The following is a 16,651-nucleotide window of genomic DNA, read 5'->3' on the forward strand; positions in this document are numbered from 1 at the left end:
TTATGAATAATGTTTATTTGATTCCTTTGTGAAGGATATCGCAACTTTCTTTAAATTTTAGCTCACAAGCTTGTTCAAAATACTTTTTAGCTAACTCGCTATTTTTTTCAATACCATCACCTTTATAATACATAACGCCTAACTGATGTATTGCTTGAGTGTTACCATTATCTGCTGCTTTTTTATACCAATATAGTGCTTTTTCTTTATCGGATTCGATACCGTCACCTTGGTCATACATACGTGCTAACTCATATTGCGCAGCAGTATGCTCTTCTTGCGCATCACCATCCCATAGTTCAGCGACTTTTGTGTACCAATATAATGCTTTCCTTTTATCAACTTTGACCCCATCACCTTCAGCATATATACTTGCCAAAGAATATTGCGCCCCAACAAACCCTTCTTCCTCTCCTTGAGCTTGAGAAAACCAATATAACGCTTTTTCCTGATTGACTTCGACACCATCTCCTTGGTCATACATATATGCTAACTCTAATTGCGCAGAAATATCCCCTTCTTCAGCTGCTTTTGTGTACCAATATAATGCTTTACTTTTATTAGGTTTGACCCTATTGCCTTCGGCATACATATGTGCCAAATCAGATTGCGCTTCAACAACCCCATATTCTTGTCTTTCTCCTTGAGCTTTAGCTCGAGAGTACCAATATCGTGCTTTTTCTTTATTGACTTCGATACCCTCACCTTGGTCATACCTATATGCTAACTCTAATTGCGCAGAAATATACTTTCCTTCCGCTAATTTGGTATACCAATATAGTGCTTTTTCTTTATTGATTTCGCCATCTATACCTTGGTCATACATAAGAGCTAACTCATATTCTCCATCAGCAAGTCCTTCTTCCACTTCTTCAACTTTAGAGTACCAATATGCTGCTTTTTCTTTATTGATTTCGACACCCTTACCTTGGTCATACATATATGCTAACTCAAATTGCGCAAATTCATACCCCAGTTCCGCTGCTTGAGTGTACAAATAGAGGGCTTTTTCTTTATCGACTTCGACACCATCTCCTATTTCATACATACGTGCTAAATGATATTGCGCCTCACTAAGCCCATGTTCCATTGCTTTAGTAAACCAATAGAGGGCTTTTTCTTTATTTTTTTCGACACCGTCACCTCTATAATAAAGAAGCGCTAAATCATTTTCCGCCTTATCAAACCCATGTTCTGCTGCTTGAGTGAGCCAATATAGCGATTTTTCTTTATTGACTTCAATACCGTTATCGTCAACATACATAAGTGCTAACTGATATTGCGCCTCAAGAAATCCTTGTTCCGCTGCTTTTGTGAACCAATAGAGCGCTTTATCTTTATCAATGCCGACACCATACCCATTGTTATACGTCTGTGCTAAATCATATTGCGCCTTAACATGGCCTTGTTCCCCTGCTTCTGCGTACCAATAGAGTGCTTTTTCTTTATTGTCGGCACCTATACGTTCGTCATATATAAGTGCTAAATTATACTGAGCTTCCCTATCTCCTTGATCAGCCTCAGTGTTACAAGCAATAAAAGCTTGATCAAAATTGTTTTGTTCATAATAGGTCGCGCAATTATTAGCGTAAGCCGTCGTCGATAATAATGCTGTTAATACAACAAATTGTACTTTTTTCATTAGTTTTCCTTAATTTCCTTAAATATAATAATTTTTTTATTTTGCCTACTGACAAGAAAAGAATAGGCTTACTCTCTATTACTCGTTAACAATGTACTTTTAACTGGCTTATGCGTATGTGGAGTTGAAAAAATTGTTAACACGCCAATTATTGGATCACATAAAAATGTCACTATTATTAGAAAAGTATTTAACCATAATATTCCTATAAATATATTTTCTCATTACTTTATATCAAATCCTTAATATTTCCCTTTCTTCAGAAATTAAAAATGCGATTTATTTTTATAGGCAAATAACCTTGGTTTAATCTATTTTTATTCTTATTCATAATAGAGAGCTTAACCTAAATATAAATCACTTTCTTTGAGTCTAAAAAATCTATTTTTATTAAGAATTGTTCAGAAATAATTCATATTAAATGGTTAAATCCAGAATTTACTAAATTAAATGTCAATATAATAAAAATTAGCTTGCATAATTATGATAATGTGGCAGAATTCCCTGCCGCTTCAAGCGGGTAAAAGGCAAAACTATACTTAGTAGTTTTTTATTGTTTTTTGGGACAGAGGAGCAAAAATAAATCATGTCCGCAATAAAAATGAAACGAGTTTTAACCACACCTGCATTAATTGCATTTGGTTTAGCTTATATGGTTCCTTTAGGGATCTTTACCACTTATGGGGAAGTTACCGTTGTCAGTAATGGACACTTACCTATAGCCTACATCATCACCCTTGCCATGATCTTTTTCACAGCATTGAGTTACTGCCGAATGGCAAATAAACTCCCTATTGCTGGTTCGGCGTATACCTATGTACAACGAACTTTTGGTGGAAAAGTTGGTTTCTTAGTTGGTTGGGCACAAATTCTTGATTACCTATTTTTACCAATATTAAATTATTTGGTTTTAGGAATATATCTACATGAGCACTTTGAGAATATTCCAGCCTATGTATTTGTATTAGTATCGATTATGGGTGTCAGTATATTAAATTATCTTGGAATCAAGTTAATCAATTGGGCCAATATTACTTTAAATTTATTTCAAGCGTTATTTATCGTATTGTTTATTATTATAACGTTAATAAATGTTGATTTAACACCCGAAGCGATGCTAAAACCAATATCAGTTACACCAGATGACTTTAGTGGTTTATTTTCCGGAGCCGCCATATTATGCCTTGCATTTTTAGGTTTTGATGCAATAGCGACACTGGCTGAAGAATCAAATGAAGCGAAAAAAACCTTACCAAGAGCTATTATTGGCACCGTACTTATTGCTGGTTGTATATTCCTAGTTGTTTCCTATTGTGCGCATTTAGCGTATCCGCAATGGACTGATTTTGTTGATAATAGAGATACAGCGAGTTTGGATGTAATGCACAGAGTTGACAGTATAAGTCATTTAACCAATATTCTTGGCAATTTTGGTAATGATTTTATATATAATTTCTTCCAAACAGCATATTTAACTGGTGTATTTGCCTCAACAATGACAGCACAAACTAGTGTGTCTCGAATTTTTTATGCTATGGGACGTGAAGGTGTATTACCTAAACGAATCTTCTATAGAATTCATCCACGTTTTAGAACACCTTACTTATCAATAATTTTTGTTTCTATTTTTTCATTATTCTCTTTGGTTCTTGATTTGACCTTAGTGATATCGATGATAAGTTTTGGTGCATTAGTCGCTTTTACCTTTGTCAACCTATGCGTTATCAAAAGCTACTTAGGCGGTGAAACCAAGAAAACAGTGTTGATGCTATTAAAATATGGACTAATGCCTGCAATTGGTTTACTACTTTCGTTGTGGCTATGGACTAGCCTTGAATCGACAGCAATGATGGTTGGATTGATATGGTTGGCTTTTGGATTCTGTTATCTACTTTATTTAACTAGATTTTTTACAACAACATTACCATCAATTGATCATTCGGAATTGGATTCAATTATCAAAGATTAGATAATTCTATCAGGTCTACTTAAAAGTTTTTAGTTCATGCCCTTTAAAAATAATCCCGTCGACCAAGGTCGACGGGATTTTCATTTTTAAGTAATAAAACTTGATTAAAATCGCTTAAAATTATTCACCAAAACCTGTAGCAAATAATTCACGGATTTCATCCATAGCTGCTTTTTCATCTTCACCATCACAGATGATTTCAACAGTTGAACCGCCTTTAACGCCAGCACCAAGTAAACCCATCATACTTTTTAATTTAATAGCTTTATCGTTATAAACAAGTTCAATTGATGATTTATAACGACCAGCTAATTTAACAAGTGTCGTTACTGGGCGGGCATGTAAACCAGTTGAATTTTTTACTACCATTTGCTCTTTTAGCATATTATATGTCCTTACTTATATCTAACGTTAATACGATACATGTATTTATATCATAAATTCATTTTTTTTGCTCTTTTTTAGCGTTAATTTTTGAAATTTATTCATAACATTCTGATTATTAATAGCTGTTTATTAATAATACTAAAATTACTCTACCCAGAAATATCTCACCACATGGAAAAAAATTGGAGCAGCAAAACAGATTGAATCGAAGCGATCAAGTATTCCTCCATGACCACCTATAAGCCTTCCCCAGTCTTTTACACCCCGATCACGTTTGATGGCAGACATCACTAATCCCCCAAAAAAGCCCAAAAGTGTAATCATTAGCGAAATTAAGCCCGATTGCAGAAAAGTAAAAGGCGTGATCCAAAACATACATGCCCCAATAAAACTGGCTGATAAAATACCGCCAACAAACCCTTCTATCGTTTTCGCTGGTGAGACATTTGGGCTAATTTTATGTTTTCCAAATAATTTTCCAAAAACGTATTGCAATACATCTGATAGCTGAACGACGAGTACTAGATAAGCGATTAACAACAGGTTACGACCTTGATAATTTTCGATGTCTAACACTAATAATGCTGGAACACATGAAATACAATAAACCGTAATCATCAATCCCCATTGTACATCCGCTATTCTTTCTAAAAAATTTCGGGTCGATCCTGTAATCGTAGCAAATATTGCCAGGAACAAAAACGCATAAACTGGAATAAAGATACTGAATAGACCATACCAAGCATAAGCGACCAAAATATATTGCACAGGTAAAGCGATACCAAATGCAAAAATTAATGCAAAATAGTCGTAGCGATTAATCGGCGTTAAAATAAGAAATTCACGTAAAGCTAAGCCCGAAACAATAAAAAACAAAAATATCACTGCCAATTGACCTAACCAAAAAGCTCCACCAATAATGGCTACCATCACCCACCATGCATTAATTCGAGCATTTAAATTATCAATACTGGGGGATTTGAAGCGGTATTTTAGAAGCTGACCAATTATCGATGCTACTAACAAAAACAAACCGATGCCCAAAAACAATAAAAATGTATCATATTGATAATGGGACATCTTAATTCTCCTTGTGTGTAATGTTACAAAAAAATCCGTTAATTATTGATAATACCATTAATGACAGCAAAAACGATTAAACAATTTTGTAATAAAAATAAAATTATTTGGAATCTTAACAGCGATAAAACTCCCTTTTGGCGATCATCCACTGTCCTTAATGTTGGAGCATTAATGAGTTTTAAATTGATTAACGCCTTATCCATCGCCAACAATTCATTTTGCAAATGGTCTGAATGATTGGCTAAATATTCAAATAACTTTTTATCAAAAGCGACTCTTATAGCGTAATATTTACTTATTAAACCAAGGAGAAAAATAATCAAACAAAAAATGGTTAAAGCCCCTTCCCCAAAACTTATCAAAGCAACAAAAGCACCCAATACTGATAAAAGCATAGAATAAATATCAATCTGTCTGCTAATTGATAAATAATGACAAAATATCTCCAAATCGGTTTTGCTAATACTATTTTGCAATGGGTCCGAACTTAACATCTCCCTATCCCTTCTTTAATCGTTGAAAACCAATTGGATAAAATCAATTGTTGTTGGTTAGATATAACAATCGAATTCCGACAGGCTTTTACTTTATTTATTGCTTCTTGTAGATTATTGGCTCTTTTCGTCCATAATAACCACGCAATCACAGCGGTTGCACTTCTAGAATAACCTAAAGCACAACAAACTAATAATTTACCTTGTTGATGATAAAGTTCAATAGTTTTCGCGGCTTGTTGACACTCTTCCTGCGAAAGTGGGGTCATATCTAAAACGGGAATAAGAGTATATGCACCTTTAAAATGCCCAATTGGTAACTCGGCGCACAAATCTACCACGGAATTATAATGATTTTGCTTTAAGCTTTGACTTGATGGAATGCGGCCTAAATAAACTTCATCAACGATCAAATCATCAGTTTGATGTCTGATTGTCCATATCCTTGAATTTAGCCACATAATGATAAAATATGGGAAAAAAAGCAAAATAACGGGAAGCTTAAAATGGCCATTTTGTTGTTTTTGAAAGTCTGATGAGAACAAATAGTTAGCAGCAACCAATAACAAAGCACCTGCCAACCATAATAGAGCCCATACAGAATAATAGACAACAACGGCCAGTGATAACAAGCTCAAGCCAAAATAAATCAAAGCCCAGCAATAGCTTGACGATCGATGTTTTATCTGTTTTTCTCTCTTATCCGGCCATAACCAAATACAAAAACACCCAACCCATAATCCAGTTGGAATATCAAAAAAATGATGCTGCCAAGTGGTTAAAACTGAAAGTCCAATTAACAAGCACCAAATATGTAAAAAATAACGACTCAATCCACGAAAATAGTTAGCGTAAAACTGCCATAAAATTACTAATAACGTAATATGTAATGAAGGAGCTTGATTAAATGGCTTATCAAATCCCATCAAAATATCAAACATCAATCCAAAAAATCCGTCCAAAGCCGGACGATCAAAATAGAATTTCAGTGGAAAAAGCAAAAAACAAATAATACAAATGACTTGCGCCGTTAACAGCCGTAAACCAAGAGTCTTAAGAGATTGCCATGAAGATGTTAGTAAAATGGCAAAACCATACATGAGATCGATAGACCAATAAGGAACAATCGTCCATGGCCAAAGTGGAATATTACGCTCCCAACTAAAAAACAGACTCGGTACCCCCTCACGTTGAGACGTAAACCAGTTAGCAAAATTGTAACTAGTAAAAAAGAACACCGATAAACCGACTAACCATATACACTTATAAAAGTTAAGTCGGTTATATACTTTTAACATAATTAATTCGAATTTCGTTGTGCAAGCGAAACGGTAAAAATACCCCACTGATCTACCAACATGGTAACTTTAGTAAATCCAGCTTCCTCAACTAACTGATCCATCTCAAGCTGAGTCCGTCGTCGCATAATCCATGCTTTCCCTTCTCGATGAGAGGTTAAAGCTCTAGCAATAAATTCAAGTTGAGGATGCCAAGGTTGATTGGTATAAATTAAATATCCCCCTGCTGGAATCACATCGGACAACCCTAACAAAGATTCACGTAATAACTGATTATCATCAAACAATTCATATAAACCTGAAACCACCGCTAAATTAGGTTTTGGAGATAATTGTGAAAGTTCATTACGACTAAATGCATCACCTTTTTCAAAACGGACAATATCACTTAAACCTTGTTGTTCTATGAGTATACGCCCATCACGAATATTGATATCACTATAATCACGTAATAGAACCGAATTTGGTTTATGGGCAATTTGATTAATCGTTTCTAGAATATAGCGACCATGTCCTGCAGCTATATCAACAATGTTAACTTCATCAGATTGTAGCTTTTCAATAGTTTGCTTTAACAATTGCTCTAAATGGTTTTTACGTTGTCGAATACCTCGCCAGCCAATAGATTGCAAATAGAGATAATCAAAAAATTGACCGAGTTTAGAGGAACCAGAAGGTTCATTTCGATAAACATAATCTAGTGTACTACCTGAATCAAATCCTGTTTCTAAGCCTAGCTTGATACCATCCGACATTTTACCAGCATGTTTTAAGGTCGCTCGAACACACTTCCAATACCATGACTTAATCCATCCAGAAGGCGGTAATGCTAATTTATCGGTTTCCATGCGAGTATAACCAACTCGATCAGCATTTGTTAATACCGGAACATTGGGTTGATTTGCAAAACAGCCTTGTATAAACCGCCTCGCCCTATCGATAGCCATATAACGATCTTTCTCGCCAAACGTATCGTGGTAAAATTTTGGTAAGATATGGAACTCTTTTTGGTTTGTTCCCAAATTATCATAAAAAATTTTCTGCGGTTTACGACGCACCACAAAATCAGAGCCAGAAACGAGTAATTGAGTGGGAACAGTAATGGCGTTGGCATCTTTAACAATTCGATCTGATACCGCATAAAGATCAAGCAATAATCTAACTGAAATAGGTCGAGTAATTAATGAATCTTTATTAAAAGATTCAGCCCGACTAACATCATGCGTTAATAAATTCGGTTTGACATAACTATTTACGAAAAAATTTCCTTTTAGATTATACAGTAACTTAAGTCCTGGCACAGCTAATGGTACATATAACTTAACGCTAAATGCGGGTGATCCTAAAACCAAGGCGCGAATATTTGGCACATAATCATGCACCCAAGCGCTTGCAATTACCGCCCCTACACTTTGAGCGATAACGGCAATATCTTGCATACTCAAAGAGTATTCCTCAATGATATGCTTAATAAAACAACCAGCATCTTTAATTAGCGTGGCAAAATTGGGAGCATCACCACGCTCACCTTCTGATTGACCGTTTCCTCTGGCATCCCAAGCAAAAATATGGTAGTCAGGTAAATCAAGTTCATCAGCCAAATGGGCTACTCGTCCAGAGTGTTCATGACCTCGATGAAAAAGTACAATTGCTTTTGAAGTCATTTGATCATTAGTCTCGACAGCTGGCCAATAACGATAGAATAATTGACAACCATCATGACTAATAAATGTTTTTTGCTGCTGTTCACGCATAAGCTAATCCTTGATACTTGTTGATTCTTGCAATCCCTTCCTAACTCTATTAACTACCGTAATTAATAACAAAAAGATAATTAGCCACAATACAGTATTAAGCCAATCAAGTGGTAACAAATAGGTAGAAATGCCTAAACTTATTAGGCTAAAAACAAAAGCCCGATCACTTTTACCCATGGGGCCATCATAACGTCGTGTGCTACCAATCATCACACCGAGTACTCCAGCAAACTCAGTTAAAAAAGATAACAAAACGACTAAAATAACTAAACTGTTATTGACCTGATTCAATTGAGTAAAGATTAATAGTAATACAGAATCAGAAACCACATCACAAATCTCGTTTAAATAAGAACCAAGATTAGATTTTTGGTTATATTCTCTTGCTAGCATACCATCAATCGCATTGAGTGCCATCCTAATAAACATCCATAATGGTATTAACAAAAATAACCATAGATGATCTGCAAAATAACCTACAAACATAGCAACTAATATCGACCCAACACAAGCACCTATTGTCACCTGATTGGCAGTTATTTGTGAATCATATAGCAACTTCACATAAGGACGAAGCAATGCTTGAAAGCGCGATTTTAATTGATAAACAGAAAACATTTTCGTCCCTTTATCCATAATTAAACAATACGTTGTAATTGAGTATACTTTAATGAACTCACCATAAAATGCAAACGGTTAAGTACATTAACTTCACCTGCGCCATCATCAAAATCCAAATAAAGCAAATTAAGTTTTGGATTAAGGTCACGCATACGTTTCTCTACCCCTTTTGAAACAACATGATTAGCAATACAGCCAAAAGGTTGTAGACTAATCACATTATTAATGCCATGTTGAGCAAAAGTCATAATACCAGCTGGAATTAACCAACCTTCACCATATTGATTAGCTAAACTAAGAATTTCTTTCGCTTTTGTCGCCATATCACGAATATTGTGGAATGGTTGATAATATTTAAAGCCCGATAAAATCTGATTAGTTTGATCAATGTAGTTCTGCGCTACCTTTTCAAAAAAGTGAACAAAATAAGCAACAAAACTCTTGTTGATAATATAATTATCAACATTACTATCATAGTTAACAAAAGACTGAGCAAAAAACTCGATCATTGGCGGAATAACCGGTTCAATTCCCTGTTCGACTAGCCAATCTATGCTATTTTGATTTCCGAAACCGTTATATTTAACGTAAATCTCCCCAACAATTCCAATTTGAGGGCAATCTTTATTTAAGGTTTCGATTTGATTGAAATGATCGACAGCTTCTTTTAACAGCAAAAAGATCGCCTTTTTGCCTTTATGTTGATTGATAATTTGTTGTAACTTTCTAATATAAAGTTCTTTCAACTGATTAGCTTGCTGTTTATATTTTGCTCTAGGCGCAATCGAATAAAACATCTTTGAAATCGAATCGGCAAACAGCATAGCAAAAAAAGTTGTTGGTAATGTTTTGAGCCAGTTAAGTTTAAAGCCTGGTTGTTCGATTTCATTAATATTACCTGTACTTAGCGACACAATCGGAATATCTTCATAACCATTACTAATCATTGCTTTCTTAATTAAAGAAAGATAACTACTCGCCCTGCACTGGCCTCCTGTTTGGGTAATACCGATAGCCACTTCATCACGCTGATATTTACCTGAATTTAGCGCTTTAATAATATCTCCAACAATAATCGTTGCTGGATAACAAATCTCATTATTACAATATTTAAGTCCCCACTCGACCGAACTTTTGTCTGGTTTTGGAAGGATTTCAAGCTTATAGCCAGACAAAGCAAAAATTGGAGGTAACAATGGAGAATAAAAATCTGAAATAAATGGCGCCAATATAGTACGGCGCTGTTTGTCTTGCTTAGCAAAAATAGTCGTATTTTTACGCTTAACTATTTTTAATGGTTGTTGATGATTCATACGGATTGATTCAATAATCGAACGCAAACGCAAACGTACTGAGCCAGTTGCGGTGATCTCATCGACACGAATAATCGTACATGTTTTACCTTTGGATTCTAAAATCGCCTTACACTCATCGGTAACAATTGCATCAGGACCGCACCCAAAAGAATTAAGTTGCACAAACTGAATATTTTTTGGTTGCTCAGCAACAAAACTTGCTGCTGCATACAATCGATTTGGGTAACTCCATTGTGAACAGATTTGTAACTCTGGCGATAATCGACTGATCTCACCCAACACGGAATCCTCGGTTATGACATCACAACCTAACGCATTTAAAATCTCAGGTGTTTTATGATTAATTAAACTATCGCTATGGTAAGGTCTACCCGCTAAAATAAACACATAACGACCAGTCTCTTTAGCATTATTCAACACCTCAACAGCTTTTTTATTCAATGCTTGCTTATATTCAGCTTGAGCAACTAGTGCATCTGCAAAAGCCTGACTCGCCACGTTTTTAGGAATACCGAGCGACATTAAATAATTGATACATCCTTTTTTCAGTAACTTCTGATCACTAAAATTAATTACTGGATAATCCAACGGCACATTATATTTCGTCTTTGGATTGATCGCGCTATTTATCACCTCAGCATAACTACTCACAATCGGACAGTTATAACTATTAATTGCATTATCAAAATGGTCAGACTCAAATACCACCATCGGCATAAAAATGCGATCAACCTTCTGCTCGATCAACTCCAAAATATGGCCATGAACAAGTTTGGCAGGAAAACAGATGCTATCTGACATCACGGTACCTGCCCCTTTCTCATAAAGATCATATGTCGAATAGGGTGAAAGCGTCACATTTATTCCACTTCTAGTTAACAACGTATGCCAGAATGGAAAATTTTCATATTGCCCTAAAACACGAGGGATTCCGATATGGAGTTTAGCGTCAACATTATGCGTATTAGCTCTATCGAATAACAACGCATTCTTATAATCAAACATATTAAATGCATTTTTATTTTGATGCTGATTATTGCTTAAAAATCGCTCACACTTATTACCGGAATAATAACGTTGACCATTAGCAAAGCGATAAATCATAATATCGCAATTATTCTCACACCCCTTACAGCGTGAAGGTTTAGCTTTATTATCTTCAGCTTTCTGTAGATTATCTAAGCCAATAAACTGCGAAGGGGTTTGATTATTTATATAATGATTTTTCGCAACTAGCGCTGCACCATAAGCCCCCATCAATTCAGGAATATTGGACGTAGCGATTTGAGCACCAGTTAACTGCTCTAAAGCACGAAACACAGCAGGATTCTTAAAAGTACCACCTTGAACCACAATATGATCGCCAAGCTTACGCATATCATGAAGCTTAAGCACTTTATGAATCGCATTTTTAATCACCGAAAAAGCAAGTCCAGCTGAAATATCGCCAACAGTCGCATTTTCACGTAGTGCTTGTTTCACTTTAGAGTTCATAAAGACCGTACAACGCGTTCCTAAATCACAAGGATTCTTGGATTTACACGCTGCATCAGCAAAATCAATAGTATTTGAATTAAGGGATTTAGCAAAAGTCTCAATAAATGAACCACAACCTGACGAACAAGCTTCGTTAAGCTCAATATGATTCACCACGCCATTAGCTATAAAAATAGCTTTCATATCTTGACCGCCAATATCCATGATGAAACTCACCTTAGGGTCGATATGTTTAGCCGCGGCAAAATGAGCCATTGTCTCAACCAAACCATCATCGATGGCAAAAGCTGCTTTCAACAACTCCTCTCCATAACCAGTAACACCAGTACGAACAATTACAATCTCTTTACCAGATGCCTCAATCTCATCCTTAAGTACCGTTAACCCTTTAATTAATGCCTTAATTGAATGACCATTATTGGGTGCATAATAGGTAAAAAGTAGCTCATCATTCTCACTAATTAGCGTAATCTTAGTCGTTGTTGAACCACTATCGATACCTAAATAAGCGTTTTGCTTTTGATAAGAGGTTAAAGCTAGGCGAGGAATTTCGATATATTTGCGTTTTTGTTGCCAATCATTAAATGATAGCGACTGGTTAAATAACGGTTTTAAGCGAAAAGATTGATTGACTTGAATCTTATTTGACGCACTTAGCCTATCAATGAAATCATTGATAGTAAGTTCACTACGTTCAATAGCATGGATTGCCGCTCCCCAAGCCGACAATAACGTAGGATGCTCTGTAGTAACAATTTGTTCCTCATTTAACTTTAACGTTTCTAATGCGGCTTTGCCTAAAGTTGGAATAAATGAAAACGGCCCGCCAATCAGCATCACTTTTGGCACAATATCATAACCACGCGCTAGCGTATTCACTAACTGAATACAAACTGCATGTAGAACAGAGTATGCAATATTTTCTTTGGAAACATTACGGCTAATTAAATTTTGCACATCGGTTTTCGCAAACACACCGCAACGAGAAGCGATGGGGTAGACTTTATCGTGTTTGGTTGCAAGCAGGTCAAATTCCTGCACAGGGGTATTAAGTAAAGTTGCCATCTGATCGATAAAGGCACCGGTTCCTCCAGCACAACTCCCATTCATACGAATATCGGGCGGACGATCAGGAAAAAAGAAGATCAGCTTACTATCTTCCCCACCGATATCAATTAGAGTTCGCACCTCAGGATATTTGCGTTGTACCACTTCCGATGCGGCTACAACTTCCTGAATAAAAGCGATATCGGCCTTCTCAGAAATCCCCATCCCAGCAGAGCCTGTCACCTTAACCGACACAATAGCATCATCACCAATCTGCTGTTTAATTTCATCTAACAGGGATAAAGCGGTATTAACAATATGGGTGTTATGACGAACATAATTGGTATAAATAAAATTATCCTGTTCATCGAGTACAACACACTTAGCTGTTGTAGAACCAACATCCAATCCAAGCCTATATATTTTTGGCATAAACAAACTCACATTTTGCAAAATTAGACTTAACCAATAATAGGATTACAAATAATAATTATTATTCTTTTATAAAATTATTATAGCGAAATCTTTCAGATTTTTAATCAATTTGTTAGGGAAATGACATTTTGGATGTTTTGAAGAGGATCAATATCGAGTTATACTTTCTCCAGCCCTTGCTTAGCGATAGCAATTACATTCTTCAGATCGACACCTTGTGCTTTTGCAGCAAAAATACAACCGCAATAACATTGACGATAAACATCGTACTCCTTACAAAGTTCGATAGAACGCTTATAACCATTATTCTTTTTGAAATCGGAAGGTAAATAATTAACTGAAAAAATTTCCTGAATTTCGAAACCAAGTTGGTTGATTTTTTGACTATTCTTTTTAGGACTCAGCGTTAACGCACTAGCAAAATAATCAAAGCCCAACTCTTGCGCCTTAATCGCCGCCAAATCTAACCGCATCTTATAACAAAGATGGCACCGCTCACCACCTTCTGGCGCATCACGCAAATGCTCTACCTGTTTAATAAACTCAGCCGGTTGATAAGGTGCTTCTAAAAACTGCACCTGGTTGCCAGTCTTTTGATTAAAGTCAGCAATAAACTTCTGTTGAACGACACTGCGATACTCATATTCCACGCGGGGATGAATATTTGAATTGGCAAAATAGATCGTGATATCAGCATACTGTGCTAAATATTCCAGCACATAAGTACTACATGGTGCACAGCAACTATGGATTAACAACTTAGGTCGAGCCGATGCCAACTGCCAATCAGCAATCACTTCTTTTAAAATTGAATCATAATTCACTTTATTATGAGGATTTAATTTTTCGAGAATATCTTTGGCGTTGATTAACATTCGTACTCTTTAACGTTTGCTTAAGTAAATAATGGAAAATAAGGCAGCTATAATATAGCGAACTGAAAAAGCGTTCAAGTTTAAGGCGAAAAGATCGCTTTTTGAAGAAAATTAAAGCTTCAAAAACCCCGCTCCTCAACTTTTTTTGTGATTATCTCTTTTTATTTCAACATTACTTTTTAAACACTTAAAAAAGATTTATGACCTTTACTTAATTATGTATTGAAATTTTACTATAGCCAAATCATATTTTAATGGATCAAGTTTTATCTTCACGCACTGAAATCATATAAAGATAAGCTATCTTTTTACATAATCACTATAAATATGTAGTGAAAATTTCATCCTTTTATAATTTGGTGATTAAGATTTAGTTACTTAGAAAAAAGCATCTTCTTCAAGCACCACTTATAACAAGTTCTCTAGAGAAACGGCAATAAGCAGCTCTAAAATTACCTAATCATTTAATTTTTAATCTTAAATATCATAGATTAAAGAGACAAAGCACTGACAATGTTGAGTATTATATCAATTAAAATTGATAGCCATTTTTTTAAAACATAATTTCATTTTTATCACATAAAGGCGTTATAATAGCCACAAATTATCGAATAAAACTTTAGGCCTTAAATTGGATGTTCTAAGTCGATTGAAGAATCTTCAACTTTATAAAAAACGACGTTCAAACAATGTGCTATTTTGGCGCGAAATATATCCTTTAGCAATGCCAATTCTGATTGAGAATTTGTCTGTCATTTTAATGGGTATATTCAGTACTTTTTTAGTAAGTTGGATTGGTAAGGCCGAGATGGCTGCCGTCGGTTTGGCCGAAAGCTTTAATATGATTGTGATGTCCTTTTTTATGGCGGTTGCACTCGGAACTTCCGTCGTAGTCGCGTTTAGTTTAGGACGACATAATCGTAAAAAAGCGGTAGTAGCAGCAAGACAATCTATTACGCTATTAGTAATAATCTCAATTTTACTATTTCTGTTCGTTGAGTTTTCAGGCTATTGGATTGTTGAGATTATTGCCGGTAAGGCTGATCCTGAAGTTAAGGAATTAACACTAACCTTTCTAAGATTAACCGTTTTAGGTTACCCTGCCCTTGCCTTTATTTTAGTTGGTTGTGGCGCTTTGCGTGGTGCTGGCAATACTAAAATTCCAATGTATCTAAATATCCTTATGAACATTCTGAATCTATCGATTAGTTATGTACTAATTTATGGTGCTTTCGGTTGGCAAGGACTTGGGTTTATCGGTGCAGGTATTGGTTTAACTACATCTCGTTATTGTGGGATGTTTTTTATTTTGTTGGTGTTGACCATCAAACCAAGCCGGGCATTATTTATCCCACTTCGCAGTTATTTTCATTCATTTAATGGCAAGATACTGATTGATATTTTAGGGATTGGTATTCCGGCTAGTGTTGAGTCGGTGATGTTTAATATTGGAAAATTACTCACGCAGACCTTTGTTGCTGGCATGGGCACATCGACTATTGCGGCAAACTTTATCGCATTTTCAATTGCTGGATTGCTTAATTTGCCAGGTGGAACACTTGGCGCAACCTCAACCATAATTGTTGGTAAGCGCATTGGTATGGGGCAAATCTATCAACCAACACGGCAACTTAAGTACATCTTTCATTTAACCAGTTTATTACTCTGCTTTTTAGCGTTTTTATCCATTCCGTTCGCTGGATTATTAAGTTCGCTCTATACCGATGATCAGGAAGTTATCGAAATTTCCAAACATTTACTTTGGTTTAATGCCTTATTTACCCCATTCTGGGCGTCATCCTTTGTTTTACCATATGGTTTTAAAGGGGCCAAAGATGCTAGCTATACCATGTGGGTCGCTATCGGCAGTATGTGGATGTGCCGTATTGTAGTGGGCTATATTTTTGGTGTTTATTTCGGCTTTGGTGTGATTGGTGTTTGGTTTGGTATGTTCTTAGATTGGATTATACGAAGCATCTTCTTTTATCATCGACTTATCAGTGGCAAGTGGCTTTGGCGTCATCAAAAGCGAATTTAAATCAAATTGACCTATTGAATCTGAATCAATTGAACAAAAAGCACTATTAATTAATTCATCTAAAAAATCTACCATATCATTACTCATGTTATGGTGCTAAGATATTCATCAATACCTTTAGGTAATTGTTAATCCTTTTAAGCTTTATATTAAAGAACGGTCTGTTAATGAAGCATATATCACGCTCAGTTA

At 35.6% G+C, this 16,651-nt stretch carries 11 protein-coding genes; 2 read left to right on the forward strand and 9 right to left on the reverse strand.

Annotated elements, in window-relative coordinates; all coding sequences use genetic code 11:
• Positions 1 to 13: 13 nt before the first annotated feature.
• Complete coding sequence (locus tag J3U16_RS08750; RefSeq protein WP_267330296.1) at positions 14 to 1,642, reverse strand: SEL1-like repeat protein; 1,629 nt, start codon at positions 1,640 to 1,642, stop codon at positions 14 to 16.
• 586 nt (positions 1,643 to 2,228) lie between these two features.
• On the opposite strand from J3U16_RS08750, the gene J3U16_RS08755 reads away from it, so the two are divergent.
• Entirely contained in the window at positions 2,229 to 3,611 is a 1,383-nt protein-coding gene (locus tag J3U16_RS08755) for an APC family permease (RefSeq protein WP_065563489.1), read from the forward strand.
• 120 nt (positions 3,612 to 3,731) lie between these two features.
• Here J3U16_RS08755 and J3U16_RS08760 read toward each other — a convergent pair whose 3' ends face one another.
• From J3U16_RS08760 to J3U16_RS08795, 8 genes are all read right to left on the reverse strand, one after another.
• On the reverse strand, positions 3,732 to 3,995 hold the full coding sequence (locus tag J3U16_RS08760) for an HPr family phosphocarrier protein (RefSeq protein WP_065734887.1): 264 nt from the start codon (positions 3,993 to 3,995) through the stop codon (positions 3,732 to 3,734).
• A gap of 147 nt (positions 3,996 to 4,142) precedes the next feature.
• On the reverse strand, positions 4,143 to 5,078 hold the full coding sequence (locus J3U16_RS08765) for a phosphatidate cytidylyltransferase (RefSeq protein WP_220226125.1): 936 nt from the start codon (positions 5,076 to 5,078) through the stop codon (positions 4,143 to 4,145).
• A gap of 38 nt (positions 5,079 to 5,116) precedes the next feature.
• Positions 5,117 to 5,575, reverse strand: a complete 459-nt coding sequence (locus J3U16_RS08770; protein WP_065563492.1) for a hypothetical protein — start codon at positions 5,573 to 5,575, stop codon at positions 5,117 to 5,119.
• Positions 5,569 to 6,873 carry a phosphatase PAP2/dual specificity phosphatase family protein gene (locus tag J3U16_RS08775; RefSeq protein ID WP_267330294.1) on the reverse strand — a complete coding sequence of 435 codons (1,305 nt, stop codon included), beginning with the start codon at positions 6,871 to 6,873 and terminating at the stop codon, positions 5,569 to 5,571. Before J3U16_RS08775 ends, J3U16_RS08770 begins: the two co-directional genes overlap by 7 nt.
• 2 nt (positions 6,874 to 6,875) lie before the next feature.
• Complete coding sequence (locus J3U16_RS08780) at positions 6,876 to 8,627, reverse strand: bifunctional alpha/beta hydrolase/class I SAM-dependent methyltransferase (RefSeq protein WP_267330293.1); 1,752 nt, start codon at positions 8,625 to 8,627, stop codon at positions 6,876 to 6,878.
• Positions 8,628 to 8,630: 3 nt separating this feature from the next.
• Positions 8,631 to 9,248 carry a CDP-alcohol phosphatidyltransferase family protein gene (locus J3U16_RS08785; RefSeq protein ID WP_267342895.1) on the reverse strand — a complete coding sequence of 206 codons (618 nt, stop codon included), beginning with the start codon at positions 9,246 to 9,248 and terminating at the stop codon, positions 8,631 to 8,633.
• 20 nt (positions 9,249 to 9,268) lie between these two features.
• On the reverse strand, positions 9,269 to 13,543 hold the full coding sequence (locus J3U16_RS08790) for an acyl-CoA dehydratase activase-related protein (RefSeq protein WP_267342897.1): 4,275 nt from the start codon (positions 13,541 to 13,543) through the stop codon (positions 9,269 to 9,271).
• Positions 13,544 to 13,704: 161 nt separating this feature from the next.
• Entirely contained in the window at positions 13,705 to 14,421 is a 717-nt protein-coding gene (locus J3U16_RS08795) for an epoxyqueuosine reductase QueH (protein ID WP_065734181.1), read from the reverse strand.
• Positions 14,422 to 15,070: 649 nt separating this feature from the next.
• On the opposite strand from J3U16_RS08795, the gene J3U16_RS08800 reads away from it, so the two are divergent.
• Positions 15,071 to 16,459, forward strand: coding sequence for an EmmdR/YeeO family multidrug/toxin efflux MATE transporter (locus J3U16_RS08800; RefSeq protein WP_305082835.1), 1,389 nt, complete (start codon positions 15,071 to 15,073; stop codon positions 16,457 to 16,459).
• The last annotated feature ends 192 nt before the right edge of the window (positions 16,460 to 16,651 follow it).

Origin of the sequence: Gilliamella sp. B3023 (assembly GCF_026536845.1) — a bacterium.
In the GTDB taxonomy this organism is placed as follows: domain Bacteria; phylum Pseudomonadota; class Gammaproteobacteria; order Enterobacterales; family Orbaceae; genus Gilliamella; species Gilliamella apicola_E.

What these genes read in the sequence shown, in the direction of transcription:
- J3U16_RS08780 (WP_267330293.1), bottom strand. Translation starts at nt 8,627, where the DNA reads ATGCGTGAACAGCAGCAAAAAACATTTATTAGTCATGATGGTTGTCAA.
- J3U16_RS08750 (WP_267330296.1), bottom strand. Translation starts at nt 1,642, where the DNA reads ATGAAAAAAGTACAATTTGTTGTATTAACAGCATTATTATCGACGACG.
- J3U16_RS08785 (WP_267342895.1), bottom strand. Translation starts at nt 9,248, where the DNA reads ATGTTTTCTGTTTATCAATTAAAATCGCGCTTTCAAGCATTGCTTCGT.
- J3U16_RS08765 (WP_220226125.1), bottom strand. Translation starts at nt 5,078, where the DNA reads ATGTCCCATTATCAATATGATACATTTTTATTGTTTTTGGGCATCGGT.
- J3U16_RS08775 (WP_267330294.1), bottom strand. Translation starts at nt 6,873, where the DNA reads ATGTTAAAAGTATATAACCGACTTAACTTTTATAAGTGTATATGGTTA.
- J3U16_RS08755 (WP_065563489.1), top strand. Translation starts at nt 2,229, where the DNA reads ATGTCCGCAATAAAAATGAAACGAGTTTTAACCACACCTGCATTAATT.
- J3U16_RS08795 (WP_065734181.1), bottom strand. Translation starts at nt 14,421, where the DNA reads ATGTTAATCAACGCCAAAGATATTCTCGAAAAATTAAATCCTCATAAT.
- J3U16_RS08760 (WP_065734887.1), bottom strand. Translation starts at nt 3,995, where the DNA reads ATGCTAAAAGAGCAAATGGTAGTAAAAAATTCAACTGGTTTACATGCC.
- J3U16_RS08790 (WP_267342897.1), bottom strand. Translation starts at nt 13,543, where the DNA reads ATGCCAAAAATATATAGGCTTGGATTGGATGTTGGTTCTACAACAGCT.
- J3U16_RS08770 (WP_065563492.1), bottom strand. Translation starts at nt 5,575, where the DNA reads ATGTTAAGTTCGGACCCATTGCAAAATAGTATTAGCAAAACCGATTTG.